This is a genomic window from Chitinophaga sedimenti (assembly GCF_023156195.1).
Classification (GTDB): Bacteria; Bacteroidota; Bacteroidia; order Chitinophagales; family Chitinophagaceae; genus Chitinophaga; species Chitinophaga sedimenti.
In genome coordinates this window covers 4,028,590-4,051,023 of the sequence record NZ_JAKUKA010000001.1, presented here as the reverse complement: position 1 = coordinate 4,051,023, position 22,434 = coordinate 4,028,590, and the positions used below count along the sequence as shown (strand labels likewise).

Genomic DNA, 22,434 nt, shown 5'->3' with positions numbered 1-22,434 from the left:
TGTTTGTTAGCCGCGATGCCCTGGGAGGCTGTCGCCGCAATTTAGCTTAATACAAGAACGCAAAACAACAGAGATGCAAACGTTTCATGGACACCTCACCTATTGTACTAATATCCACGCCGGCGAAAGCTGGCCGGACCATTTTGCGCAGCTGAAGCGGTACGTTCCGTCCGTTAAAGCGCAGGTGTCGCCCAATAAACCATTTGGCATCGGCCTGCGGCTGGCTAACTTGGCGAGCCTTGAACTTTCGAAAGAAGAACACCTTTCGGAATTTAAACAATGGCTGAAAGAACAAGACTGTTATGTATTTACCATGAATGGCTTTCCGTACGGGGGATTTCATCATGTTAAAGTGAAAGATATGGTGCATGCGCCGGACTGGACCACCGCCGACCGCGTGCAATACACGATCCGCCTTTTCCGCATCCTGGCGGCTTTGCTGCCGGAGGGCATGGAGGGCGGCATTTCCACCAACCCGCTTTCATATAAATACTGGGCGAAAAACGAGGAAGAAAAGTCTAACGTGATCGAAACCGCAACGCTGAATATGTTGCAGGTGTTGGAGCAACTGGTGCGCATACACCGTAGCGGCGGCCCGTTGATGCACCTCGATATTGAGCCGGAGCCGGATGGCATGCTCGAGAATTCGAAGGAGTACATCGACTGGTATTTCCAATATCTCCGGCAATGGGTGTGCCCGTGATCGCGGAGAAATTTTCGGTATCGGATGATGAAGCGGTGAAGATCATCAAATCGCATATTCAATTGTGTTACGACGTGTGCCACTTTGCGGTGATGTATGAGGATCCTTTGGTGGTGCTGGAAAGAATGCATTTTTACGGGTTAAAAACGGGTAAAGTGCAGATCAGTGCGGCGCTGAAAGGTGTGTTGGGTAAAGGCGCGCAGCGTGCGGATGTGGTGGACAATTTTAAAACATTTAACGAAGCAGTATACCTGCACCAGGTAATTGGCCGGCAAACGAACAACAAACTGGTGCATTACCCCGACTTGCCGGAGGCGCTGGCCGATGCGCAAAACCCGGAGGTGGAGGAATGGCGCGCACACTTCCATGTGCCCGTGTTCCGCACTGACTTCGGCGCACTCACCTCTACCCGCGAAGACATTTCGCGTGTGCTGGCCAGGCAGGTGGGCAAGCCCTTTACACAACATCTCGAAATAGAAACATATACCTGGGAAGTATTACACCCTTCATTAAAGCTGGAGATGGACCAGTCCATTGCCCGCGAAATGAAATGGGTGTTGCAACAATTGGAATCGTAATTTAGTAGCAAGCGCCTATCCGATGAGAAAAACTGTAGTTATAGATGTTGTAGGATTATCTTCTTCGCTGATTGGCAAACACACGCCTTTCCTTGAACAGTATGTCCGGAAACACCATCTGAACACCATTCAACCTATGCTGCCGGCCGTTACTACCGCCGTACAAAGTACTTACATCACCGGCGAGTGGCCGGCCGAACACGGCATCGTGGGCAACGGCTGGTACGATCATGAAGACGCCGAAATCAAATTCTGGAAACAATCGAACCACCTGGTGCAGTCTGAAAAGATCTGGGACCGCGCGCGTCGCATGGATCCGACCTTTACGGTAAGCAAAATGTTCTGGTGGTACAATATGTATTCTTCTGCCGATTACTCCGTAACGCCGCGTCCGCAATACCTGTCCGATGGCCGCAAGGCGCCCGACTGTTACGCGCATCCCGCATCGTTACGCGATCATTTGCAGGAGAAGCTCGGCACGTTCCCGTTGTTCCAGTTCTGGGGACCGGGCGCCAATATAAAATCTACCCAATGGATTGCGGATGCATCCATTGAAACCGATAAACTCTACAACCCGACATTAACGCTAATTTACCTGCCGCACCTGGATTACTGCCTGCAGAAATTCGGGAACGACTTTACCAAAATCAGTAAAGAATTGGGAGAAGTAGATGGGGTGTGCAAACAACTCGTGGAGTACTACGAGGGACAAGGCGCACAGATTATTTTCCTTTCTGAATATGGTATTACAGATGTGAGTCAGCCTATCCACATCAACCGCATCCTGCGGCAGGAGGGACTGATAGCTGTGCGCGAAGAACGTGGCACCGAATTGCTGGATGCCGGCGCCTCCAAGGCTTTCGCGGTGAGCGATCACCAGTGTCGCATGTGTACGTGAATGATCCGTCGGTGTGCAAAAAGGTGCGCAGCATTCTAGAAAACGTGCCGGGCGTTGCGGAGGTACTGGACCGGGAGGGCAAACGCAAACACCACATCCATCATCGCCGTTCGGGCGACTTTGTACTCATCGCCGATCAGCAAAGTTGGTTTACCTATTACTATTGGTTAGATGATGCCCGCGCACCGGACTTCGCGCGCATCGTAGACATACACCGCAAACCTGGTTACGACCCGGTGGAGATGTTCATGAACCCGGCCGATCCGCTGGTGAAACTGAAAGCGGGCTTCAAATTATTAAAAAAAAACTCGGCTTCCGTTACCTGATGAACGTAATTCCGCTGGACGCTACTTTGATAAAAGGTTCACACGGGAGCGTGGGTACACCTGCGCAGTTCCATCCTGTACTGATTACGCCGCGGAGTACGGGGGATCGGGAGGTGGAGGCAACGCAGGTGTATGATGTGATTTGGCGGGCGTTGATGGGGGAATAGTCCTTCTATTACGTCATTGCGACGCGCTGGCGAAGCAACCCTCGTGTGCGCGCTTTGCATTGCCGTTATTACAAAGTAATCTCCGTTCCCAGCACCTTCAAAAACGCTGCCATCCATAACGGATGCGCCGGCCATGCTGGCGCCGTTACCAGGTTGCCGTCCGTTACCGCTTCATATACATTCACCGATTCATAATGCCCGCCCGCCATGGTTACCTCGGGCGCCACCGCGGGATAAGCGGTCAGCTTGCGCCCACGCACTACATCGGCCGCGGTGAGGATCTGGATACCGTGGCAAATGGCCGCGATGGGCTTGTTATGATGGGCGAAGTGCCGTGTCATCTCCAGCACCTTGTGATCGAGGCGGAGGTATTCGGGGCGCGGCCGCCGGTAAGCACCAGGGCGTCGTACTCCGAAAACTGCACGTCTGAAAAACTCGTGTTCAGTACAAAATAATGACCGCGCTTTTCGCTGTAGGTCTGCTCTCCCTCAAAATCATGAATGGCGGTGATCACCTTTTCGCCGGCGGCTTTGCCGGGACAAACTGCATGCACAACGTGCCCTACCATCTGCAACATCTGGAAAGGGACCATTGTTTCATAATCTTCGGCATAATCACCTGTCAGGAACAGTATCTTCTTTTGTGCCATGGGGAATAAAATTTAGGGTTAAATGATCCTTGAAGGTAATGAAACTTTACTTGTGATGACCGGTATTGCAAACGATTGCAAATTGACCTATATTCGTTGCGGAAACGTATCATTCCGCGAAATAAACTCAACAGTATCAACATATAAAAGAGAAAGGGGCACACGGGCACTGCCAACAATTTCCAGGTTATCTAAAATGATAAAAATTATCTGCAGCCGCACTAAAGGCCCGTTTGGACGGCGCAGGCAGTTACGTATGAAAAAGACAATTCTTTTAGGCGCAGCGTTGCTCAGCATTGGCTTCGCATCCGGCCAGGGCAAATGGCAGCAGCTGTTTAACGGCAAAGATCTGAAAGGCTGGAAACAGCTGGGCGGCAAAGCCACCTATACCGTTAAAAACAATGAAATTATCGGCACTACGGTCGACAAAACGCCTAATTCCTTCCTGGCGACGGAGAAGAACTACGGCGATTTTATCCTGGAGCTGGAGTACAAACTGGACCAGGACCTGAACTCGGGCATCCAGTTCCGCAGCCAGAGCTGGCCGGAGTACCAGAACGGCCGCGTATTCGGTTACCAGATGGAAATTGACCCATCTGACCGCCGCTGGAGCGGGGGCATTTACGAAGAAGGCCGCCGTGGCTGGCTGTACCCGCTGGACCTAAACCCTGTGGCACAGCGCGCTTACAAGAAAGCCGACTGGAACAAATACCGTATCGAGTGCCGTGGTTCGGAGATCCGCACCTTTATTAATGGCGTACCGGCTGGTCACGTGGTGGATACCTCGCTGCCTACCGGCTTTATTGCCCTGCAGGTGCACTCTATCGGTAAAGCGGAAGATGCGGGTAAAACCATCCGTTGGAGAAATGTACGTATTATGGAAAAACCTGCTGCAAGCCAGTATGCGCCGTACGATTCCATTTACGTGGTGAACAATATCGCTAACAATATTTCAGCACAAGAAAAGTTGAACGGATACCGCCTGCTGTGGGACGGCAGCACGAACCGCGGATGGAGAGGGGCTTACAAAGATAAATTTCCAGAAAAAGGCTGGGAAATTAAAGATGGAACGCTTAATGTATTATCTTCGGGCGGCGCAGAGTCCACGAACGGTGGCGATATTGTGACCGACGAACAGTTCGGTGCGTTTGACCCGGAGTTTGATTTCAAATTGACTGATGGCGCCAACAGTGGCGTAAAATATTTTGTGACGGAAAGCGAGAAGAATACCGGATCTGCGATAGGCCTTGAATTTCAGATACTCGACAACGATAAACACCCGGACGCCAAACTTGGAGCAGCAGGAAACCGAACCCTCGGGTCACTTTACGACCTGATTCCGGCATATAAATTCACTAACTCTCACAAAAAGATCGGCGAATGGAATCATGGCAGGGTAGTAGTATATCCTGACAACCGTGTGGAGCACTGGCTGAACGGCCATAAAGTGGTTAGCTATACCCGCGGCGATAATATTTATAAAGCGCTGGTGGCACGCAGCAAATACGCCAAATGGTTAGATACCTTTGGAGTGGCTAAAGAAGGACACATTTTGCTGCAAGACCATGGAGACAACGTTAGTTATAAAAGCATTAAAATAAAGAGTTTGAAATAGTGATCTAACTATTTCATTGTTCACTGTTTTTCAAGTCATCCCGATTCTTCGGGATGTTTCTTTACCCCTTCCCATCCCTCCACTGCGGAGTAGTAACAGCTTGAAATTCATACGCTCCGCTGAGATAAAACAGTCGTGCGTATTAATTTAGCGTATTGGATCTACTCAGGTGTACTTGCAAACTGGCTACAGACAAAGATTTTATTTCATTTCGTCTAAATAGCCCTCATATGAAATTGTTCTGTAATCCCGATTTATCCGTGCCGGCGGAGATTGCGCCAATCCCGGCCTGGTTTGAAAGTTCGCGTAGCTGCTGGATGAATGCTGCTTGTTTAAAACTCAGTTCCGGCCACGCGTTATTACAAACATTTGTAACGGACCAGTTCAGCGTAAAGATTGTCCGCTTCGTGATGAAGCACCCGGACACTGTTTACCTGCAACTGCCCAAATCTTCCATAGCGCTGCAATTTGGTACTATCGGCAGGTTGGTGGGCAACGTACATGGTTTGCATACCGTGGAGATGGAGCCGTTGCATTACAGCATGTTTTATGTGCCCTCAGAAGTGTTCAGACTGCAGTTAGAACCGGGCACTTACGAGTCGCTGCACTTTGAACTGGACCCGCTGCTCATTGCCGAGCAGGTAGGGCAGCACCCTGAAATGTTACAGCTGATGCACATGTACGAGACACAGAGCAAAACCGGTATGCGGTTAATGCCCGTTGCGATGGACAAGTCCGTACACCGCCTGCTCAAAATTATCCGTAACGCGCAAACCACGGGCGATTACCTGGAAGCGCTGTTGCTGAACACCATCGGCAGTTTACTGTTCCGATATAAAACCGCTTTGAATGCTCCTAAATATGCCCCTGAGTTGTCCGCTTCTGTTTACCAGGATACCATCGAAAACATCCGCCAGGAAATCATCAATAATCCCAATGCCGGCAAACATACCATTGCGTGGTTTGCGAAGCATTATAATATGAGCGAAAGCACCCTTAAACGCAAGTTTAAAACACTGCAGGGCGTAACCTTACCCGGCTTCGTAGACCGCCAGTGCATGCTGAAAGCAGGGAACCTGCTGAAAGAGCGAAAACTGACGGTAGATGACGTGGCCGACGAACTGGGTTATAGTGACAGAAGTGGCTTCAGCAGGGCGTTTAAGCGGATGTACAGCAAAACCCCGGGTGAGTTCAGGGCCATGTGGTTAGGGATATAAAAATTGAGCTGAAAGTACACACTATTGCCCCGTTTGTCTTCATAAGAAATGATTTACTTGCCGCATCTTTGTATTGTTGATTGCTATGAAACGCACGACGAGTTGTTAACTATAAACTGACTCCCATGTTCTTTTTGTCACTCATACCCAGGAAAAGTATCGTCGAATAATTTAGCCAGCAAGACAAGACACAAGTAGCCAAATCCAAAGAAAGGAAAGCATCTGTTGATCCAGCTCACACGTGACGCCACTTGGCGCACAGGGAATCTATTTGTTTATCCATCAAGCCCATGATTATGCCAGGTTTAGGAACACTTGCAGAAAGCCCCGTCATGCCCGGTGGTACCGGCGTGCCCAATAAAAGAACAGCGATTATCATAGGCGCCGGCCCGGCCGGATTAACTGCCGCGTATGAACTTTTAACACGTACAGATATTATACCCGTGATCCTGGAGAAATCCGGCGACATTGGTGGTATTTCCAAAACGGTGAACTACAAAGGGAACCGCATGGATATGGGGCCGCACCGGTTTTTTTCCAAGAGCGATAGAGTAATGGAATGGTGGATGAAGATGATGCCGCTGGAAAAAACAGAAGATAATATCAATATATCTTATCAAAATAAAACCCGGGAAATACCCGGTGGCAGCGCAGCTGGTGAGGACAAAAGCAAAATGATGCTGGTGATAGAACGGCTGACGCGTATTTACTTCTTAAGAAGATTTTTTACCTACCCGATACAATTATCTATAGACACACTCGCCAAACTGGGTGCATGGCGTACTACGAAGATCATGTTTTCGTACCTGCGCGCCCGTTTGTTCCCGATCAAAAACGAAGCGAGTTTACAGGACTTTTTAATCAACCGTTTTGGCCGGGAGTTGTACCTGACATTTTTTAAAGACTATACCGAAAAGGTATGGGGCATATCCTGCGAAAAAATCTCAGCGGAGTGGGGCGCCCAAAGAATTAAAGGCGTATCGATCAGTAAGGCGATACAGCACGCGGTGAAAGCCATCGTGAACAAAACTAAAAAAAGCGAAATCGGCCAGAAAGGGACCGAAACCAGCCTGATAGAACAGTTTCTCTACCCCGCAATGGGAGCCGGTCAAATGTGGGAAGAAGTAGCCCGCCAGGTGAAAGAGATGGGTGGACAGATCTACCATTATGAAGATGTTCAAAAGATTTATGCCACCGATAACGACATCACAACAGTGGTTACCGTTAACAGCGAAAGCGGCCTGGCCAGCAGTTGGAAGGGCGATTACTTCTTCTCCACTATGCCGGTGCAGGAACTGGTAGCCGGCATGGACTCCTCGAAAGTACCAGCAGATGTTCAGGAAGTAGCAGCCGGTTTAATGTACCGCGATTTCGTGAACGTGGGTGTGCTGCTCAAAAAATGAGCATGCCGCCGGAGAAGCTGAAAGACAGCTGGATCTACATCCAGGACAAGGGCGTGAAAGTGGGCCGCATCCAGATTTACAACAACTGGGGCCCGTACATGGTGAACGACCCGACCACTACCTGGATTGGCCTGGAATACTTCTGTAATAAAACAGACGACTTCTGGCAGCAACACAACGAAGCCATTAAACAACTAGCTATACGGGAATTGGAAAAAATCGGACTGGCAAGTGCGGAAGATGTGCTGGATATAACAGTACAGCGGATGGAAAAAACATATCCTGCCTACTTCGGCACTTACGACCGGTTCGATGTGGTGAAAGATTATGTGAGCCAGTTTGGCAACCTGTTTTTGGTGGGCCGTAACGGCATGCATAAATATAATAACACCGATCATAGTATGCTGACGGCGATGGTGGCGGTGGATAATGTGATACTTGGGATTACGTCGAAGGAGAATTTGTGGGAGATTAATACGGAGCAGGAGTATCATGAGGAGAAATCTTCCGAAGTTGTCTCGCAGCCTGTTTATGATACGTTTTCGTCGTTTGTTTTTAAGACGCCGCTTCACAAAAACTGCTTTGGCTCTCTGCGTTTTTCCTGATTGCACAGTTTGTGATTTTTAAGTTCATGTATCCCTATCCCAACTTTATGCCGGATTCGTATTCATACATAGGGGCGGCGATCAGTAACCGTGGATATTAGTACGTGGCCGGTGGGGTATTCGAAGTTTTTGCGGGTGTTTAGTGCATTTACGCATTCGGATCTGGCGCTGGTGTTGTTTCAGTATTTGTTCCTGGAGGCGGCGATATTCTGTTTCATATTTACGTTGATGTATTTTTTGAAGCCGGGGCGGGTGGTGTTATACATCTTGATGGCGTTTGCGGTGTTTAATCCTCTGTTGTTGTTTATGAGTAATTATGTTTCGGCAGATACGTTGTTTACGGGGTTGAGTTTATTGTGGTTGAGTAGCCTTGTCGGGATGTTGTATGTGGCGGATCGGCGGTTGATTTGGGCGCATGCGGTGTTGTTGGTGTTGTGTTTTGTGGTAAGGCATAATGCGTTGTATTATCCGTTTGTTTCTCTTGTTGCGTTTTTTTATTTCTAAGTATTCGTGGAGGACTCGTATTGCTGGGTTTGCGTTGTCGCTGCTTTTGGTTGGTGGGGTTGTTTGGCATACGACTAATAAGTATAAGGAGTTGACGGGGCGTAGGATGTTGTCGGCGTTTGGGGGTGGCAGTTGGCGGCGAATGCGTTGTATATGTATTCGCATTTGCCTCCGGAGAAGAATTTGCCGGAGAGGTTTAGGGAGTTGGATAGGGTGGTGAGGAAGGAGTTTGATTCGTTGAATAAGTTGAAGAGTAGACCAGATTCAATGTTGGGGATTTATTATATGTGGATGGGGCCTTTGCCGAGATATCTCAAACAGTCGGCTGCTATGGATACAATTACTCCAGACTTTAAGAGATATGCAAATCATAGTTTAGTATATGCGGATTATGGGTCCTATTTAATACGGTCCCATCCGGGAGATTTTTTTAGATACTTCTTAAAACAAAATGCTTTGTTGTCATATGTTCCGCCAGCCGAATTCTTAAGTAAGTACAATATGGGGGCTGATTCTGTACCAAAAGTTGTACAATCATTTTTTGAGTACAATAGCCCCAAACTACGCTACTATTCTAGAAGCTTCTATTTTGTGAAATATACATCGATATTTTATTCAGTTACAGTAACATTGTTTGTTATTGCCCTGCTTGGAAATGTTGTGTTTAAGAAAGATGGTGAACGAGCGATGAGTAAGTGGCTACGGTTGTTTTGTATATTTCTACTCGCAAATATTTTCTTTAGCATCTTTTCCGCCCCAGTCGTTTTGCGTTATCAGGTATCAGTATTTATTGTTCTTGTTTTTGCTACCATACTGATTTCGCAGCATTTGCTGATTTGGGTGAGTTGTGAGATGAATGCTGAAAAAGATATTTCAATGAAGCAGGTTTTTTAAAAGTTATTGATGAAAAATAGAAAATACTATGAAACGCAAAAATATTTTGGAAGTCTGTTGCTTTTTAATTTTTTTCCTCTTCATATACGTGGCGTTGAATAAAATAATTTACTACGAAACATTTGTCGAGGATTTGGGACGACAGCCAATACTGGAGCCTAGGAAATATTTTTTGTCGATTTTAATACCTGCGTCAGAAATCCTTTTTGCTATTTTAATAATTTCGGAAAGGGGGCGCAGGGTCGGATTGATAGGTGCAGTAGTTTTAATGTCTTTCTTCACGCTGTATGTTATATACGTAATGTCGTTTAACTCATATTGGCCTTGCGCTTGTGGGGGATGATTAGATATCTTTCTTGGCCGCAGCATCTGATTTTTAATATTTTTTTTTTTGGTATATCAATAACAGCATTGAGGTTACATTTATTGAAATTTAGACAGGTAGCAAAAATATGAGGTTAAAACGTTTGGGGAAGTAGTATTAGAAGTTAAGTGCATTTGATGACTGTTTTGGTAAGATTATAAAAGGGATCTTTTTTGCAATTAGATAGAGGCGGAGCCGAAAACCTCAGAAAGAGTAGGCGTTTTTTTAACTACTAAATAAGCAAACATGAAAAGGATTAAATTTTTCTTTGCCGCCGGAGCATTAGTTGTTGCTGCCGCTGCTGCATTTGCTACCACAAGAGTAAACAACATAGATTATGTTTACTATGTTCCTGATCAAGGTTATCTGCCGATTACTTCTAGTGCGCCACAGTGCACTGAAACTGGAGTAACATGTAAATACCAAACAATTTACAATGTTTACGAGGATTTAGGTGGTGGTTCTTATAGGCAATTGAAATTCTAATTTTTTGTATTCTTGGCATGCTTGGTAAATCGCCAAGCATGCCACTTTCATCTTTAAGTTAATCTTCTGCGTCTCTTACCGTAATACAGGTCATTTCCTTTAAAGATTTTGATATGTCCAAGCCTATGCTTTTTAACATCGTTTTTACTGATCCATAGTCCTCCAAGTCTGCGCGGAATTCAATGTCCAGATTGTAATTTATTTCAGTATCGTTTACAATGGGAATCTGGATTGAATGTATAGTATTGTCTCTTATCAAGTTTTGTAGGTTGCTATATGCAACCAGCTTTTCAATAGAGATGTTGTGGGATTTGAATCCATCTGAAATACCTATTTTTTTAACGGTGTAATCGTTTTTTTTGCTTTTGTGTTTTAATAGTAATTTTTCATCTATTACCGTAATTGTGTAAACCGGCATTTTTTTTTGTTCTAGACTTACAGCGATTTCCCAAGTGGCGCAAATCGTCGATAGGAGGATTTTTAACCGATCCCGAATGGCTTTTTCTTCGTTTGGAAGTGTAAGACTGTAAGTGTAGCGTTTGTTTGATGCCAAGAGTTTGTTTATAACTGAAGACGTACTGTCATATATTATTTTTGGATATATTTTGCTGTTTACGCTGTCTAAAATGTCCCATGCTGGTTGACCGGTGCATGCAACCTTAATCATTTCGTCCACTGTTAGGCCAAACAACTCGGAAGATCTTGAGTTGGTATGTGTGTCAAAGCCCACAATGCCAAAGTCCGGCATTTCAAGTGTTGATTCTGACAACAGAGATCTGAATAAAAATGCAGTATCGTAGCCTCCATTTGACATTTTTCCTGTCGTTAAAGTTAAACGTTTTCGATTGTAGTCAGCATAGCTGCTTCTCTCTCCATTAGATATTGCGTATCGATATCGAACTTCTCTTTTGTTAATAAAGTCAGAGAGTTGGGTTGAGTCTATCGATATTGTTTTTGCCACTATTTTTCCTTCTGGATTTATCACTAATATGTAAGGTACTCCTCGAATGGCGAATTTTTTTATGCATAAACTGTCAAGCGCATATGGGAATGATAGTTTCTTTTTCTTTACCTTATCTTCAATTAAAAGTCTAGTTTCAGAGTAACTTTCGTAGGTGCTTGCATGTGCTCCTATCATAATTATATCCACATTTTGAGAGAAAATACGGGCTAAACTATCCATTTTGGGAAAACTTTTAATGCATCCCGAACAAAGGTGGGACCAGAAGTCAAGAACTAACCATTTTTTCTATCAGAACGAGTGTTCACGGTATCCGATACGAAGTTTTTTACACCGGTGAATGTATAAGATGGTACGCGGTCTCCGACTCTTGGAAATGTCTGCTTTGATGATTGACCATTGGCTTTTAAAAAATGAATTATAATTAGTGATGCTGTAAGTATTGTTCTCATTTAAAGAGAGTTATGGAGTTGCAAATATTGTTCTTTAATTATAACCTGGATTTTGACTTAGTTTATTGTTCTTATCAATTTCAACTTGTGGAATGGGCCAATTTTTGCATCGTTTCTCCAAGTCGACCCTTTTTTAACAGCCTCGGCTGTCATCACATCGTCAATCATATTTGTCCTTTTTAAATCGATCCAGCGATGTCCAAGCTCACCAAATAGTTCTACCTGCCTTTCGTGAAGAATTGCAACAGTCAGGTTTTTTTCTGTAATTGGAGACAAAAGTGTTTCAATGCCGTTCAGTCCAGCTCTTTTTCTTATTAAATTAAGGTCCTTAGTACCCGCGTCCAAATCTCCAAGCTGAGTATTGGCTTCTGCTCGAATTAGGTATATTTCGGCAAGCCGTAGAAGTGTTGAGTACTCTATAGGGCTAGTAGATGTTCTAGTTTTGTATTTGAATGGGTAATAGTACGTCGTACTTGTGGATGGATCGGTGTATTTTCCAATCCATTTTTCTTTTCTCATATCACCCTTTTCAAATGCACTTAGTAGACTTTCGCTTAAGAATGCGGTGTTGAGTGTTCCTGTTGATGGCTTCGTTGTTAGAATAAAAACGTCCTTCTGGCGCGTTCGTGCCTGCGCTGTTTGGCGTAAGAGTCATTAGTTGAAAGATGCTTTCTTTGCTATTTACTAGGAAAATTTTGTCTAGTTGTGTGGTGTCGTAAAGGTCCTTCCGGTTTATTATTTCGCTCGCTGTTTGCACTGCTAATTGGTAGTTGCCGGAATATAGATACACCCTTGACAGTAAAGCTAGGGCTGCGTATTTGTTAGGTCTCACTCTGTCGGGGCCAGTCGTTGTTGATTTGCTAGTAACGTAAAGCTCATTTAGCATATCCTTGGCTAGCGTCAAATCCTCAATTATTTGATTGTAAACTTTTTGACACTGTCTCGTTTTTTAACGTTATTTATTAGATAGTCAGTAGTTGTGATAATCGGAATGTCGCCGAATAAATTCGTTAGATTTAAGTGCCAATATGCTCTGACGAAGAGTGATTCTCCGATGAGTTGTTTTTTGATGGCTTCTGATATGTGTGTCGACGTCGACAAACCTTCAATCAAATTGTTTGCCTCATAAATTATTTTATAAGCGTTTTGCCAGATTGGTTGTATGGCAGGGTTATTAGGGGTTAGCGCATTCTTGTACATCTCCACAGCTTCCGTAGTGGTGGAAGAGTGATTGAATTCGTCGGCGGATAATGCAGGATACAAGCTGGAAACATACTGTATAGAGGCTGAGCCTAACATGCTGGTATACATATGTAATGCAGCTGCATTTACTGCTTGTTCAGATGAAAATACATCTTCACTTAAAGTAAGGTGACTTGGGGTTGGTACCTCAAGAAACTCGACACAGCTTGATAGAGATGCTATTAACACGAAGGTAAGTAGATTTGTTTTTATCTTATTCATGATGAGTTTTTTAGCTATAGTGTAATTTGGATTCCTGTGTTCACTGTTTGTAGCGGAGGAAGGAAGTTCCCCTGAGACTCCGGATCTAATCCACTGTACTTGGTAAAAGTTAAGAGGTTTTGTCCTTGTACAAACAATCTTATATTGGGGATTCGCCTTTGTCGCCATTGAGAAGGAGTGCTCCATGAAATGGATAAGTTTTTCAGCCGTATGAAAGAGGCATCGGCGATAATGGCGTTGCTCTCAGTGTATTGAGCGGCGACGTTCCGGGTGACGTTTAATAGTTGAGAGTATTTTTGAAATTTCGAATTGTCTCCGGGTTTTTGCCATCTGTCGAGAACTTCAACGGGTTGGTTTAAGCCGTTTTCGCTAAAGGATCCCGGGTAGACACGATATGGGATCAAAAGTCCTGGCTCATTCACAAACTGGACGAACAGGTCTACGCTAAAGTTTTTGTAAGAAAGTGAATGATTCATTCCTCCTGCAAATATTTGTTGTCTAAGGAATGGAATTTTGTCAGCTGCTGGGCTGATCGTTCCATTCTTGTCTTTATCAAAGAATGTATAAATTCCTTGCTGAGGGTCAATTCCAGTTAATTTATATAAGAATAAAATTCTTAGAGGCATGCCTACGACATAGCGTGTGGCAAATGATGAAGTTTCAATATCTGGATAAGCCACTAACTTGTTGCGGTTGATTGCCAGGTTTGCGTTTGATGTCCACTCGAATTTTTTTGTTTTGACATTTGTGCTAATAATCTCAAACTCGATTCCCTTATTGTCGATGACGGCCGGCAGATTTGCTCGAATGGAGGTGAAGCCTGTTGCCGAGCTAAGAGGGTATCCAACTAGTTGGTTGTCAGTCCTGTTTTTGTATAAGCTAATATTGAATAAAAGTCGATCTTCCCAGAAGCCTAATTCCAGAGCAGCCTCGATTTTTTTATAGTTTCCCAACCGTAGTTTGGATTGTCTAATGTTCCCGGATACAGTCCAGGTATACCTTGATACTGATTGCCGGTCGTTGTGTAGGCGCTAAGGTACCCATAGTCTTGGATTTGGTCATTCCCTGTAGTTCCGATGCTGCCCCTGAGTTTTCCGAAACTGAGAAAGCGAGCGTTGTGTTTGATAAATTTTTCCTTGGAAAATATCCATGCTGCACCGACTGCACCGAACATGCCAAACTGTCTACCTGGACCAAATCTGCTACTTCCATCTCGTCTTCCTGTTAAGTTCAGAAGGTATTTGTCAGCTAAGTTGTATCCGGCTCGTGCAAAAATAGCGGCGTATTTATATTGCACTTCACTTACAGAGAAGGTGGTTGATGTTGCCGTTGCCGGGTTTTTCATGTTGGCGTCGCTAGAGAATCCTCTTGATGACCTATAAGTTTTATTGGTGAGATTCTCTTGCAATGTTGCGCCGAATAGAAGATCTATTTTATGGTTGTTAAAAAATAATTGATATGATAATTGAGGTTCTGCTATCCAAGATTTTATTATACCTGTTCCCGATGAACTTTCTCGGCGTGTTTCGGGATTTGATATTGCCGGATCAAAGGAGCTGAATGGGATGATGTTTTCGTCTTCAAAATCGCGCTTGTTGTATCCTAGATTGATGCTGGTTTTTAAATTGTCAATTATGCGATAGGAGATGACTGCACTGCCATTTACATTGTAAGTTACATTTGTAGACGAACTCCTAGTTGTTGCAATTGGATTGCCGAATGTTGAGTTAGCGAAATTGAGAGATCCGTCTGCGTTGTATATTTTTGGGGCATTGGGCGCAATGAAAATATCATTTGTGAAGTCGGAAATAGGGAGGCAGTTTAAGTTTTTACTATAGATTAGTGAGAAATCGCTACTTAGTCGACGGTCTGAGCTAATGTTTGAAACTCGAAGGCTACCCGATATGATTTCATTGTAATAGTTTCCGGGAATACAGTGCCTTCTTTACGATAGGTTCCCCCTGCTTTAAACTGAGTGTTGGCATTCCCCCAGTCACGGATATAGATCCATTATATATATCGGCAGTTCCTCCGATGAGAATATCTTGCCAATCAGTGTATTGATTTTTATCCCCCAGTTCCCGTTGATATCATGATCGTTAGCGCCGGGCGTAGCACTGTCGTTTTTGAAAGCCTCAAGTCGCATCTCAAGATATTGTTGAGTGTTCATTAGTTTCAATCGTCGTTTTGCGCGGCCGTAACCTCTATTAGCAATGATGTCTATTTTAGTGTCTCCTTTTGTTCCTTTTTTGGTCGTGATGATAATAACTCCGTTTGCTCCTCTGCTTCCATATATTGCGGTAGCATCTGCGTCTTTCAATATTTCAATTCGCTCAATATCTTCAGGTCGTATGCTTAGAAATGGACTAGTGGCATTGCCCGCGGCATTATTAGTTCTTGAGAGATTTTGATCGTCGAATGGAACGCCGTCAACAATGTAGTACGGGTTTGTTCCATTAGTGCTGTTAAAACCTCTAATGTTAATAGTCGGAGTAGCTCCCGGCACACCAGACGTCTGAACCACGCTCACACCCGGTATCCTTCCAATCAATGCCATCATCGGATCCCCCACCGGCTGTTTCGCAATATCAGCCGCCTTCAACACCCCCACATTCCCCGTATTTAACTCCTTACTCACCGCATAATACCCCTTCACCACCGTCTCCTGCAGTGCATTCATCGAGGCTTGCATCCTTATCACAATCCTGCCATCGTCCTTAATAATATAACTGTCCGAATTAAACCCAATCGAAGTCACCTGCAGAACATCCCCCTTCACCCCACTAATCGTAAACCGCCCATCAGCCCCAGTCGTCTTCCTGGCATTCGTCCGCTTATTCGTAATCGACACCCCCGCCAGCGGAGTATTCAACGAATCCGTAATAATCCCTGACACTGTAGGTTCCGTTTCTTCCAAAACGTCAACACCTTTCCTATATAATGTAATCGTACTCTTCGTCCGCATCCACCCAATCTCCGGCTTGTTCCGGAGTATCGCGGAAAGCATTTCTTCTGTAGTGGCGTCTGTCAGGCTAACACTCACCCGCTCGTCATTTCCAAGCAGGCTATTCATGAAGTTGAACCGCTCACCGGTTCGCCTCTCCACTTCTCGCAGTGCGGCGGAGATGGGCCTGTCATTAATATTAATGCTGTTCTTAGCTTGTGCTTTTGTTAAATAGAATGGATTTAAGACCAGCAATATGGCAAATAGCCAACGGGATAGCCGGTGCTTTTGGGAAGTGTAGATCTTCATCATAAGTTCGCTTTTAAGATGCCTGTATACTTTGTCTTCCGTCCGCTGAATGGAGTATGCGGAACTGTCCGGCTATATTGGAGAAAGGTGGTTTTTCGGAATGGTTTATTGCAGCCTGGTTAATTGTGGATGAAGCGTTTTGTGGATTGTCTTCTAATTAAAGAGTGGTGGGTTGGGGTTTTTGTATTAATTGGTTGTGATTTTTTTGAAAGGGGAGATAATTCAAAAAATGATTTTTCCACAATCAAACAAACCCATACCTTCATCCGAAACAGGGTATCTCCAGTTTAGCTCAACACAAAAACTAAAAACATAAAACATGCAACAACAACCAGAACAAACACCCGAAGAACAATACCAAAGCGAATCCAACGTCCTGGACCTCTCCCTCGTCCATAAAATGGACATGCTGAGAGAACAAGTCACCGCAAGCCACGGCCCCGAAAAAGCAGAGATATTCATCTCCCTGTTAATGGCCCGCTTTGGAGAGGCAAAAGAAAACGGCACACTGCTAACACTGGATGACGACGCTATGAACGACCTGCTCGACATCCTGGATATGGATTTATAACCCCCTCGAAAGTCGCAAAACGACAGGCTGTTGCGTATAACTACGCAATTTTTACCCCAACCTAACCCTAAAAGTGATTCCAATAATCTTATAATGAGAAACTAACACTCAAAAGTGCGATAGAACTCCGTTTGTGACTAGGAGATTTGATTGTGCCCCGCGCCACATTGTGCGCCCAAAATTGCATTTTTCACCCAAACCCACGATTATGAAAAATCTGAATTTGTTTAATGCGGAAATTCCCGCTGATGTAACCTCAAAAGTGCTCGCAAACATGAAAGAATGTCACGAGTTGTTAAAACCCTTCCTTACTCCACTCACAAAAGAAGACAGGCGCGGCCTTCCCAAGCTGGGCACCCGCACCATAGAGTTCGTTTACAAAGTATTTGAGTACGTGCAATCCCATCCCCAGTTTATTCCCATCGGCGTAACGCTCGCCGATATGGACATCGACAGGAAGGGACGCGAAGAAATCAGCCGGATCATGATGGCCACTACGTCTTTCTACGAAGCGCTGGAAGACACCTATATGAAAGTAGGCAGTGAATTTTACAAATCAGCCCTGGAGTATTTCGACACCGTAAAACGTGCGGCCGACCGGAATGTTCCTGACGCTAAAACCATTTCGGACGATATTTCCATCTACTTTAAGAAAGGCGCCCGCGCGGAAGATCCCGCCGAAGAAGAGGTTACCAACAACTAATCGTCTTTTCTCTCCTTACCCATATAGAAACATGCCGGCGGCCTGCTGCTGCCGGCTATTTAAAACAGTCGTTTTTCTCCCTCAGTATACACGTCCGGCGGCCTTGAGTTGTCGGGCGTTTTTGTGTGAAATAATGCATAAAAAAGTGAGGCAATTACTATCCCGGGTGAGGCCGATCCATCCCGCACTAAGGCCGTCCTCACTGCCAGTGAGCACAGGTATGTTCAAAGCAAGGACGGGCGTGTTCCGACATAGGCCAGCCTCACTCCAGGTAGCATCCGCCTTACCTGCAGTGAGAACGCCCTCACCCGCAGCGAGGCGCACTTCCCTTCAACCAGTAATGCCCTCACCGCAAACCGTAATTACCTCACTTTTTTTTAAGGAATTCCCTCAAAAAAGTGAGGATATTCTCAAATAAAGTGAGGCCGTCCTCAAAAAATGTGAAGCCCTCCTCAAATAAAGTAACGCCGTCATTAACAAGTGTTACTTCGACACACATTGATGTTGTAACAGCCAAAATTTTAATTTGTCAGAAATAAATTTTCGTTACATTTACTTCATCGATCACCCAATATCGATACAAAAATCCACACCTCCCAATTAGCGTAAAGACCGAAACATCAATCCCGCAATTTAGCTGGCAAAATCAGCCAAAACCTTTACCACACAACCTGGTTAAACATCGATTTATGAGCCATGTGGATGAGGAGCTGCTTTTGTATTCCATGCAGAAGGACGATCAGCTCGCGCAGCAATTGCTGTATAACCGTTACGCCAAAATCCTGGTATTCGAAGCCTGCCGTCTTGTAGGAGATGAGGAAGATGCCAAAGATATTGTTCACGATTTTTTGTCGACTTCTTCTTCAAAAAGCATTACAAACGCATACGCGATAATGTGGGAGGTTACTTGTACAAATCTGTACGCTATTCCTGCATGATGATCATGAAAAGGAAAAAGTACCGCGAAAAGTCACTGGAGCATTACAAGTCTTTCCAGGACCTGATCACCAACGTGATCCCCGGGGAAGGCCGCGAGGTAAGGGAAGCCTTTTACCGCGCGCTCGACACACTGCCCAAACAACCGGCCCGCGCCGCGCAGTTGTATATGGAAGCAGATCTTCGCCGTAAGGAAGTGGCCCTGGAAATGGAGCTGTCCGACAACACGGTGAAAACGCATTTAGCCGTAGCCACGAAAGTGCTGCGCAAACGCATGTTGGAGTTAAGGTAGATTCTTTTAAATGAAACAAATCCTGCCACCCATTTAATTGACCATCGCCGGTTCCAGCATATTTCAATCAACACCTGGTTAAATGAGCCTGCCACCCCATCTACCAGGGAAAATTGTGAGGGAGCTCACCCATAACTTCCCGGGTAAGCATCTATGTAAAAGGAAGCCCCAAAAGGGATCGTGTCCGGGTAAGGAAATTCCTTTACCTGCAGACCGGGGTAAAGCCGGAACGAGGAGAAATAATGCATCTTCGCCTCACCCGAAACAATCCTCTTCCAACTCTTATTTATACACCCAGGTGTAAGTGTTATGGAAAAGGAAAAGATAACCCAGTTGATGAAACTGAAATTGTTTGGCTTAATCGGGCTGGAAGATGATTTGGAACTTCAAAGGGTCATGGATGCAGATCCGGACTTGCAGGAAGAATTCCAACAGTTGAGAAAGGAAGTGATAGCTTTTGATGAATCGCCAGCCATGGCCGGATGGACGGAAGAAGAGAGTTACGATCGTGTGATGAACGATGTCTGGTCTAAAAAAAAACGTAAGCGCGGTATCAGGTGGATACTGACCGCTGCCTGCGCTGCTATTTTGATAACATTCGTTGTTCGGCTGCTGCCGCAAATGCAGCAGGTAGAAACGACCGCAAAAAATATTCATCCAACCGCCAGTGTGAATAGCAACACATCGCAGTTGCTGCTCACCACAGCGGGCGGACAATCAGTAAACGTTGGAACACAAGAAGAGTGGGAGATAGATGGCGCGAAGCTGACGAACAGAGGAAAAACACTCAGCTTCCGGGCGCCCGATGAAGTGGATGCATCGGGAATGAATAAACTCTGGGTGCCCGTAGGCATGGATTACCACCTGGTACTGGCCGATGGCTCCGAAGTGTTTCTCAACTCTGCTTCTTCCTTAGAATTCCCTTTTAAGTTTAAGGGAGATACGAGAGAAGTCCGCCTGAAAGGCGAGGCCTATTTTAAAATCGCGAAAAAAGAGCATCAACCTTTTATAGTGAAATCTGATCTAGGTGAAGTCAGGGTTTTAGGTACAGCCTTTAACCTTAACAACTATGCACAACAGTCAGTGAAGGTCTCCCTGGTAGAAGGCGCGGTTGCTTTTACTTCAGGGGTTGAGCAACTCCGCCTCAAGCCAGGAGAGGCAGTTACGTACGAGGTCGACAAAGGCATGCGAAAAGCAGCGCTCAATGAAGATGACCTCCTGTGGATGAAAGGACAGTATCATTTAGACAATACACAGCTGGGAGAAGTTGCAGCCGTGTTGGAAAGATGGTACGGGGTGAAAGTGGTCTTTAAAAGATCGGGTATTAAAACGGAAAGATTTACCGGCACCATCTTCAAAAAAGAACCGCTGGATGATTTTCTCCGTACGCTGGAAGTAACCAGCGGCATCAAACATGATACTAAGGACGGCACAACTACACTTTGGTAATGATTATATGGCCGCGGGGGCGGGATCTTAATGAGTGTAACGTTGGTCTCGTTTCCTGCGCACCATATTTTCTTTCTTGCAGATAGAATTTAGTAAACCAATCTTGCGCCAATAGCGCCTCTCAAACCCTTTAATATGATGCTCTTTCCTACAGATCCGCGTTCACCCATGCCAAATGGAGTGCCCGGTATCTTTCCGCCCTCGTTGGAACATTATCGCATTGCACCCACCATCCCGCTTTATCAGTTATATGAATGGGGCGAACTCCTTTCTCAATTGATCGAAGCACGAGAATTCAAAATCCAGTACCACGTATTCATCGTTAACCGCAAACAGGCCGTATTTCCCATGCCGAAGCGCGAAACAGTATCCCTGTTCTTCATGCTGCAAAACAATGTAGACGCTACCTTGTCCGGCATACAAAACGTCCCGCTGGTAGAAGAGGAGATGTTCGGCGTGGAATTAAACATGGCCCCGCACGATGCGGAATTTTTACCCAGCTACAGGGATTACGTGTGCATGCACCTCGATATCACCAAAGAACAACTCTGGATGTTATCGAAAAGCTACAAAGACCTACAGCCCATCATCGATCGCCTGGCCGAAAGAAACTGCGGTGTACTCAATACCGTACCCGTAAGAATGACGCCCGTAACACATTACTTCCTCGACCTCATCCGCTATTGCCGCTACGAACCGGCCATCGCGCAAATATATTTACGCCCGGTGTGCATCGCCCTGTTCCGCCAGTACGCCAAACAATGCTTACTCCCGGACAACAGTCACCTGTTGCTACCGGACCTCAGCGAACCAATGCGTGTCGCCCGCCGTCAGCTCAACTACATCATCCAAAAAGCCGCCCGCGGCCTCGATATGGAGCAGCTCATACTCGAAGCCGGCGTAAACGCCGACGCCATCAACAGCGTATTCGTCGGCAACTACTTCCTCCGCGCGGAAGAAATCATTACGCACTGCCGCATGGAAGCTGCCTTCGCCCTCATCCGCCGTTATCCGGCAGACCAGCGCCTGAACGAAACGTACATCGCCCGCCAGTGCGGTTACACGGATGTGCACGAGTTCACCGCCGCATTCGTAGCATGCTATGATCTATGGCCCGATGAATTACATGAAATCAGGTAAAAGTATTTTCGTCACGAGTGGACGATAAAGGAGTGATTGAATTTTAGAGATAATAATTGTTTGGTGATACGCCTGGTGCATCTGCACCGGGCATTTTTACCTGTTCACCCCTGCCAGTAACGTCGCTGCAACCATCCCCGCCGTCTCCGTCCTTAACCGCGTATTCCCCAACGACACCGGCTCAAACCCCGCCGCCAACGCCACCGCAATTTCCTCCGGAGAAAAATCCCCTTCCGGCCCGATCAATATCATCGCATCAGCGCCAGGCTTCGCAGCATCCAGCAAATGTGTTTTACGCTCCGGCAAACAATGCGCTATAAATCGCTGACTAAACGGAACGCCAACTACTTTATCAAACGAAGTGGGTTCAGCTAAAACAGGTATATAGAACTGCTGCGACTGCAACATCGCCGACACCAATATATTCTCAAACCGTTCCGCCTTAAACTTCTCGCGCTCCGTACGCGCCGTCAGCAAAGGTGTAATATGTGTTACGCCAATCTCCACCGCCTTTTCCAAAAACCACTCCATGCGCGATACGTTTTTGGTAAACGCGATCGCGATGTGTAAGGAACAGGGTGGTGCTGGCATAACAGTCACCGAAGCAACGGACAATACGCACTTCTTGCGGTTATCGTCCACAATAGCAGCCTCGTACTTGTTGCCCAGCCCGTCGGCCAGCAACACCTTGTTTCCTTTCTCCATGCGCAGCACCCGGATGCAGTATTTGGACGTGGGTTCGTCCATCGTATACAGTGGTTGCGCGGCAGTGAGCCCTTTGGCGTAAAAGATATGCATGCGGCA

At 45.7% G+C, this 22,434-nt stretch carries 26 protein-coding genes and 3 pseudogenes; 19 read left to right on the top strand and 10 right to left on the bottom strand.

Features of this window, described 5'->3' with window-relative positions; all coding sequences use genetic code 11:
- The first annotated feature begins 73 nt into the window (after nucleotides 1-73).
- From eboE to MKQ70_RS23060, 5 genes are read left to right on the top strand one after another with little or no spacing between them, the layout of a single operon-like run.
- Nucleotides 74-703, top strand: a complete 630-nt coding sequence (eboE, locus tag MKQ70_RS23080; protein ID WP_248074602.1) for a metabolite traffic protein EboE — start codon at nucleotides 74-76, stop codon at nucleotides 701-703.
- Nucleotides 688-1,281, top strand: coding sequence for a hypothetical protein (locus MKQ70_RS23075; RefSeq protein ID WP_248074601.1), 594 nt, complete (start codon nucleotides 688-690; stop codon nucleotides 1,279-1,281). The genes eboE and MKQ70_RS23075 overlap by 16 nt, the downstream gene beginning before the upstream one ends.
- Before the next feature lie 22 nt (nucleotides 1,282-1,303).
- Nucleotides 1,304-2,179, top strand: coding sequence for an alkaline phosphatase family protein (locus MKQ70_RS23070; RefSeq protein WP_248074600.1), 876 nt, complete (start codon nucleotides 1,304-1,306; stop codon nucleotides 2,177-2,179).
- 23 nt (nucleotides 2,180-2,202) lie between these two features.
- A complete protein-coding gene (locus tag MKQ70_RS23065; protein ID WP_248074599.1) occupies nucleotides 2,203-2,505 on the top strand; it encodes a hypothetical protein in 303 nt (100 codons plus the stop codon).
- Nucleotides 2,505-2,672: a hypothetical protein gene (locus MKQ70_RS23060; protein ID WP_248074598.1), complete on the top strand. Its 168-nt coding sequence runs from the start codon at nucleotides 2,505-2,507 to the stop codon at nucleotides 2,670-2,672. Before MKQ70_RS23065 ends, MKQ70_RS23060 begins: the two co-directional genes overlap by 1 nt.
- 68 nt (nucleotides 2,673-2,740) lie before the next feature.
- On the opposite strand, the pseudogene MKQ70_RS23055 reads toward MKQ70_RS23060, so the two are convergent.
- Nucleotides 2,741-3,264, bottom strand: a pseudogene (locus MKQ70_RS23055) (DJ-1/PfpI family protein).
- Nucleotides 3,265-3,577: 313 nt separating this feature from the next.
- On the opposite strand from MKQ70_RS23055, the gene MKQ70_RS23050 reads away from it, so the two are divergent.
- The 8 genes from MKQ70_RS23050 to MKQ70_RS23015 all read left to right on the top strand — a co-directional run bounded on the left by MKQ70_RS23050 (nucleotide 3,578) and on the right by MKQ70_RS23015 (nucleotide 10,409).
- Entirely contained in the window at nucleotides 3,578-4,936 is a 1,359-nt protein-coding gene (locus MKQ70_RS23050; RefSeq protein WP_248074597.1) for a 3-keto-disaccharide hydrolase, read from the top strand.
- 230 nt (nucleotides 4,937-5,166) lie between these two features.
- Nucleotides 5,167-6,153: a helix-turn-helix domain-containing protein gene (locus MKQ70_RS23045; protein WP_248074596.1), complete on the top strand. Its 987-nt coding sequence runs from the start codon at nucleotides 5,167-5,169 to the stop codon at nucleotides 6,151-6,153.
- Nucleotides 6,154-6,449: 296 nt separating this feature from the next.
- Nucleotides 6,450-7,556: an NAD(P)-binding protein gene (locus tag MKQ70_RS23040; RefSeq protein ID WP_248074595.1), complete on the top strand. Its 1,107-nt coding sequence runs from the start codon at nucleotides 6,450-6,452 to the stop codon at nucleotides 7,554-7,556.
- A 2-nt stretch (nucleotides 7,557-7,558) separates the two neighbouring features.
- Nucleotides 7,559-8,161, top strand: a complete 603-nt coding sequence (locus MKQ70_RS23035; protein WP_248074594.1) for a hypothetical protein — start codon at nucleotides 7,559-7,561, stop codon at nucleotides 8,159-8,161.
- 90 nt (nucleotides 8,162-8,251) lie between these two features.
- Entirely contained in the window at nucleotides 8,252-8,665 is a 414-nt protein-coding gene (locus MKQ70_RS23030; protein ID WP_248074593.1) for a hypothetical protein, read from the top strand.
- A gap of 153 nt (nucleotides 8,666-8,818) precedes the next feature.
- Nucleotides 8,819-9,559 carry a hypothetical protein gene (locus tag MKQ70_RS23025; protein WP_248074592.1) on the top strand — a complete coding sequence of 247 codons (741 nt, stop codon included), beginning with the start codon at nucleotides 8,819-8,821 and terminating at the stop codon, nucleotides 9,557-9,559.
- 28 nt (nucleotides 9,560-9,587) lie between these two features.
- Nucleotides 9,588-9,902, top strand: coding sequence for a MauE/DoxX family redox-associated membrane protein (locus MKQ70_RS42580; RefSeq protein ID WP_372490023.1), 315 nt, complete (start codon nucleotides 9,588-9,590; stop codon nucleotides 9,900-9,902).
- A 267-nt stretch (nucleotides 9,903-10,169) separates the two neighbouring features.
- Nucleotides 10,170-10,409, top strand: a complete 240-nt coding sequence (locus MKQ70_RS23015; RefSeq protein WP_248074590.1) for a DUF6520 family protein — start codon at nucleotides 10,170-10,172, stop codon at nucleotides 10,407-10,409.
- Nucleotides 10,410-10,467: 58 nt separating this feature from the next.
- Here the strand turns inward: MKQ70_RS23015 and MKQ70_RS23010 are convergent.
- The 8 genes and pseudogenes from MKQ70_RS23010 to MKQ70_RS22985 form a co-directional block, all read right to left on the bottom strand.
- Nucleotides 10,468-11,643, bottom strand: a pseudogene (locus tag MKQ70_RS23010) (TlpA family protein disulfide reductase); the annotation flags it as partial.
- Nucleotides 11,644-11,856: 213 nt separating this feature from the next.
- Entirely contained in the window at nucleotides 11,857-11,943 is an 87-nt protein-coding gene (locus MKQ70_RS42575; protein WP_372490138.1) for a RagB/SusD family nutrient uptake outer membrane protein, read from the bottom strand.
- A gap of 47 nt (nucleotides 11,944-11,990) precedes the next feature.
- A pseudogene (locus MKQ70_RS23005) lies at nucleotides 11,991-12,341 on the bottom strand (RagB/SusD family nutrient uptake outer membrane protein); the annotation flags it as partial.
- A gap of 10 nt (nucleotides 12,342-12,351) precedes the next feature.
- Entirely contained in the window at nucleotides 12,352-12,708 is a 357-nt protein-coding gene (locus MKQ70_RS43875; RefSeq protein WP_504909781.1) for a hypothetical protein, read from the bottom strand.
- A 26-nt stretch (nucleotides 12,709-12,734) separates the two neighbouring features.
- Nucleotides 12,735-13,286, bottom strand: a complete 552-nt coding sequence (locus tag MKQ70_RS43870) for a RagB/SusD family nutrient uptake outer membrane protein (protein WP_248074588.1) — start codon at nucleotides 13,284-13,286, stop codon at nucleotides 12,735-12,737.
- A gap of 14 nt (nucleotides 13,287-13,300) precedes the next feature.
- Nucleotides 13,301-14,239 carry a SusC/RagA family TonB-linked outer membrane protein gene (locus tag MKQ70_RS22995; protein ID WP_248074587.1) on the bottom strand — a complete coding sequence of 313 codons (939 nt, stop codon included), beginning with the start codon at nucleotides 14,237-14,239 and terminating at the stop codon, nucleotides 13,301-13,303.
- On the bottom strand, nucleotides 14,200-14,631 hold the full coding sequence (locus tag MKQ70_RS22990) for a TonB-dependent receptor (protein ID WP_248074586.1): 432 nt from the start codon (nucleotides 14,629-14,631) through the stop codon (nucleotides 14,200-14,202). The genes MKQ70_RS22995 and MKQ70_RS22990 overlap by 40 nt, the downstream gene beginning before the upstream one ends.
- A gap of 648 nt (nucleotides 14,632-15,279) precedes the next feature.
- Complete coding sequence (locus MKQ70_RS22985; RefSeq protein ID WP_248074585.1) at nucleotides 15,280-16,542, bottom strand: TonB-dependent receptor plug domain-containing protein; 1,263 nt, start codon at nucleotides 16,540-16,542, stop codon at nucleotides 15,280-15,282.
- Between the two features lie 316 nt (nucleotides 16,543-16,858).
- On the opposite strand from MKQ70_RS22985, the gene MKQ70_RS22980 reads away from it, so the two are divergent.
- The 6 genes from MKQ70_RS22980 (at nucleotide 16,859) to MKQ70_RS22955 (ending at nucleotide 21,630) form a co-directional block, all read left to right on the top strand.
- The gene (locus MKQ70_RS22980; protein ID WP_248074584.1) at nucleotides 16,859-17,110 is read left to right on the top strand and encodes a hypothetical protein; all 252 of its coding nucleotides are present in this window, start codon (nucleotides 16,859-16,861) and stop codon (nucleotides 17,108-17,110) included.
- 208 nt (nucleotides 17,111-17,318) lie between these two features.
- The gene (locus MKQ70_RS22975; protein WP_248074583.1) at nucleotides 17,319-17,813 is read left to right on the top strand and encodes a hypothetical protein; all 495 of its coding nucleotides are present in this window, start codon (nucleotides 17,319-17,321) and stop codon (nucleotides 17,811-17,813) included.
- A 689-nt stretch (nucleotides 17,814-18,502) separates the two neighbouring features.
- On the top strand, nucleotides 18,503-18,751 hold the full coding sequence (locus tag MKQ70_RS22970) for an RNA polymerase sigma factor (protein WP_248074582.1): 249 nt from the start codon (nucleotides 18,503-18,505) through the stop codon (nucleotides 18,749-18,751).
- 5 nt (nucleotides 18,752-18,756) lie between these two features.
- Nucleotides 18,757-19,041, top strand: coding sequence for a sigma factor-like helix-turn-helix DNA-binding protein (locus tag MKQ70_RS22965; protein WP_248074581.1), 285 nt, complete (start codon nucleotides 18,757-18,759; stop codon nucleotides 19,039-19,041).
- 309 nt (nucleotides 19,042-19,350) lie between these two features.
- Complete coding sequence (locus tag MKQ70_RS22960) at nucleotides 19,351-20,490, top strand: FecR family protein (RefSeq protein ID WP_248074580.1); 1,140 nt, start codon at nucleotides 19,351-19,353, stop codon at nucleotides 20,488-20,490.
- Nucleotides 20,491-20,625: 135 nt separating this feature from the next.
- Nucleotides 20,626-21,630 (top strand): helix-turn-helix transcriptional regulator, encoded by a 1,005-nt coding sequence (locus MKQ70_RS22955; RefSeq protein ID WP_248074579.1) that lies wholly within the window; start codon nucleotides 20,626-20,628, stop codon nucleotides 21,628-21,630.
- A gap of 96 nt (nucleotides 21,631-21,726) precedes the next feature.
- Here the strand turns inward: MKQ70_RS22955 and MKQ70_RS22950 are convergent, their stop codons facing one another.
- Nucleotides 21,727-22,428: an RsmE family RNA methyltransferase gene (locus MKQ70_RS22950; RefSeq protein ID WP_248074578.1), complete on the bottom strand. Its 702-nt coding sequence runs from the start codon at nucleotides 22,426-22,428 to the stop codon at nucleotides 21,727-21,729.
- Nucleotides 22,429-22,434: the final 6 nt, after the last annotated feature.

Coding starts and splice junctions, on each gene's coding strand:
- MKQ70_RS22975 (WP_248074583.1), top strand. CDS start 17,319: ATGAAAAATCTGAATTTGTTTAATGCGGAAATTCCCGCTGATGTAACC.
- MKQ70_RS22980 (WP_248074584.1), top strand. CDS start 16,859: ATGCAACAACAACCAGAACAAACACCCGAAGAACAATACCAAAGCGAA.
- MKQ70_RS23070 (WP_248074600.1), top strand. CDS start 1,304: ATGAGAAAAACTGTAGTTATAGATGTTGTAGGATTATCTTCTTCGCTG.
- eboE (WP_248074602.1), top strand. CDS start 74: ATGCAAACGTTTCATGGACACCTCACCTATTGTACTAATATCCACGCC.
- MKQ70_RS43870 (WP_248074588.1), bottom strand. CDS start 13,286: ATGAATAAGATAAAAACAAATCTACTTACCTTCGTGTTAATAGCATCT.
- MKQ70_RS22965 (WP_248074581.1), top strand. CDS start 18,757: ATGAAAAGGAAAAAGTACCGCGAAAAGTCACTGGAGCATTACAAGTCT.
- MKQ70_RS23015 (WP_248074590.1), top strand. CDS start 10,170: ATGAAAAGGATTAAATTTTTCTTTGCCGCCGGAGCATTAGTTGTTGCT.
- MKQ70_RS23050 (WP_248074597.1), top strand. CDS start 3,578: ATGAAAAAGACAATTCTTTTAGGCGCAGCGTTGCTCAGCATTGGCTTC.
- MKQ70_RS22970 (WP_248074582.1), top strand. CDS start 18,503: ATGAGCCATGTGGATGAGGAGCTGCTTTTGTATTCCATGCAGAAGGAC.
- MKQ70_RS22990 (WP_248074586.1), bottom strand. CDS start 14,631: ATGAAAAACCCGGCAACGGCAACATCAACCACCTTCTCTGTAAGTGAA.
- MKQ70_RS23040 (WP_248074595.1), top strand. CDS start 6,450: ATGCCAGGTTTAGGAACACTTGCAGAAAGCCCCGTCATGCCCGGTGGT.
- MKQ70_RS22955 (WP_248074579.1), top strand. CDS start 20,626: ATGATGCTCTTTCCTACAGATCCGCGTTCACCCATGCCAAATGGAGTG.
- MKQ70_RS23035 (WP_248074594.1), top strand. CDS start 7,559: ATGCCGCCGGAGAAGCTGAAAGACAGCTGGATCTACATCCAGGACAAG.
- MKQ70_RS42580 (WP_372490023.1), top strand. CDS start 9,588: ATGAAACGCAAAAATATTTTGGAAGTCTGTTGCTTTTTAATTTTTTTC.
- MKQ70_RS23075 (WP_248074601.1), top strand. CDS start 688: ATGGGTGTGCCCGTGATCGCGGAGAAATTTTCGGTATCGGATGATGAA.
- MKQ70_RS22950 (WP_248074578.1), bottom strand. CDS start 22,428: ATGCATATCTTTTACGCCAAAGGGCTCACTGCCGCGCAACCACTGTAT.
- MKQ70_RS22960 (WP_248074580.1), top strand. CDS start 19,351: ATGGAAAAGGAAAAGATAACCCAGTTGATGAAACTGAAATTGTTTGGC.
- MKQ70_RS23060 (WP_248074598.1), top strand. CDS start 2,505: ATGAACGTAATTCCGCTGGACGCTACTTTGATAAAAGGTTCACACGGG.
- MKQ70_RS22985 (WP_248074585.1), bottom strand. CDS start 16,542: ATGATGAAGATCTACACTTCCCAAAAGCACCGGCTATCCCGTTGGCTA.
- MKQ70_RS23025 (WP_248074592.1), top strand. CDS start 8,819: ATGTATTCGCATTTGCCTCCGGAGAAGAATTTGCCGGAGAGGTTTAGG.
- MKQ70_RS23045 (WP_248074596.1), top strand. CDS start 5,167: ATGAAATTGTTCTGTAATCCCGATTTATCCGTGCCGGCGGAGATTGCG.
- MKQ70_RS43875 (WP_504909781.1), bottom strand. CDS start 12,708: ATGCTAAATGAGCTTTACGTTACTAGCAAATCAACAACGACTGGCCCC.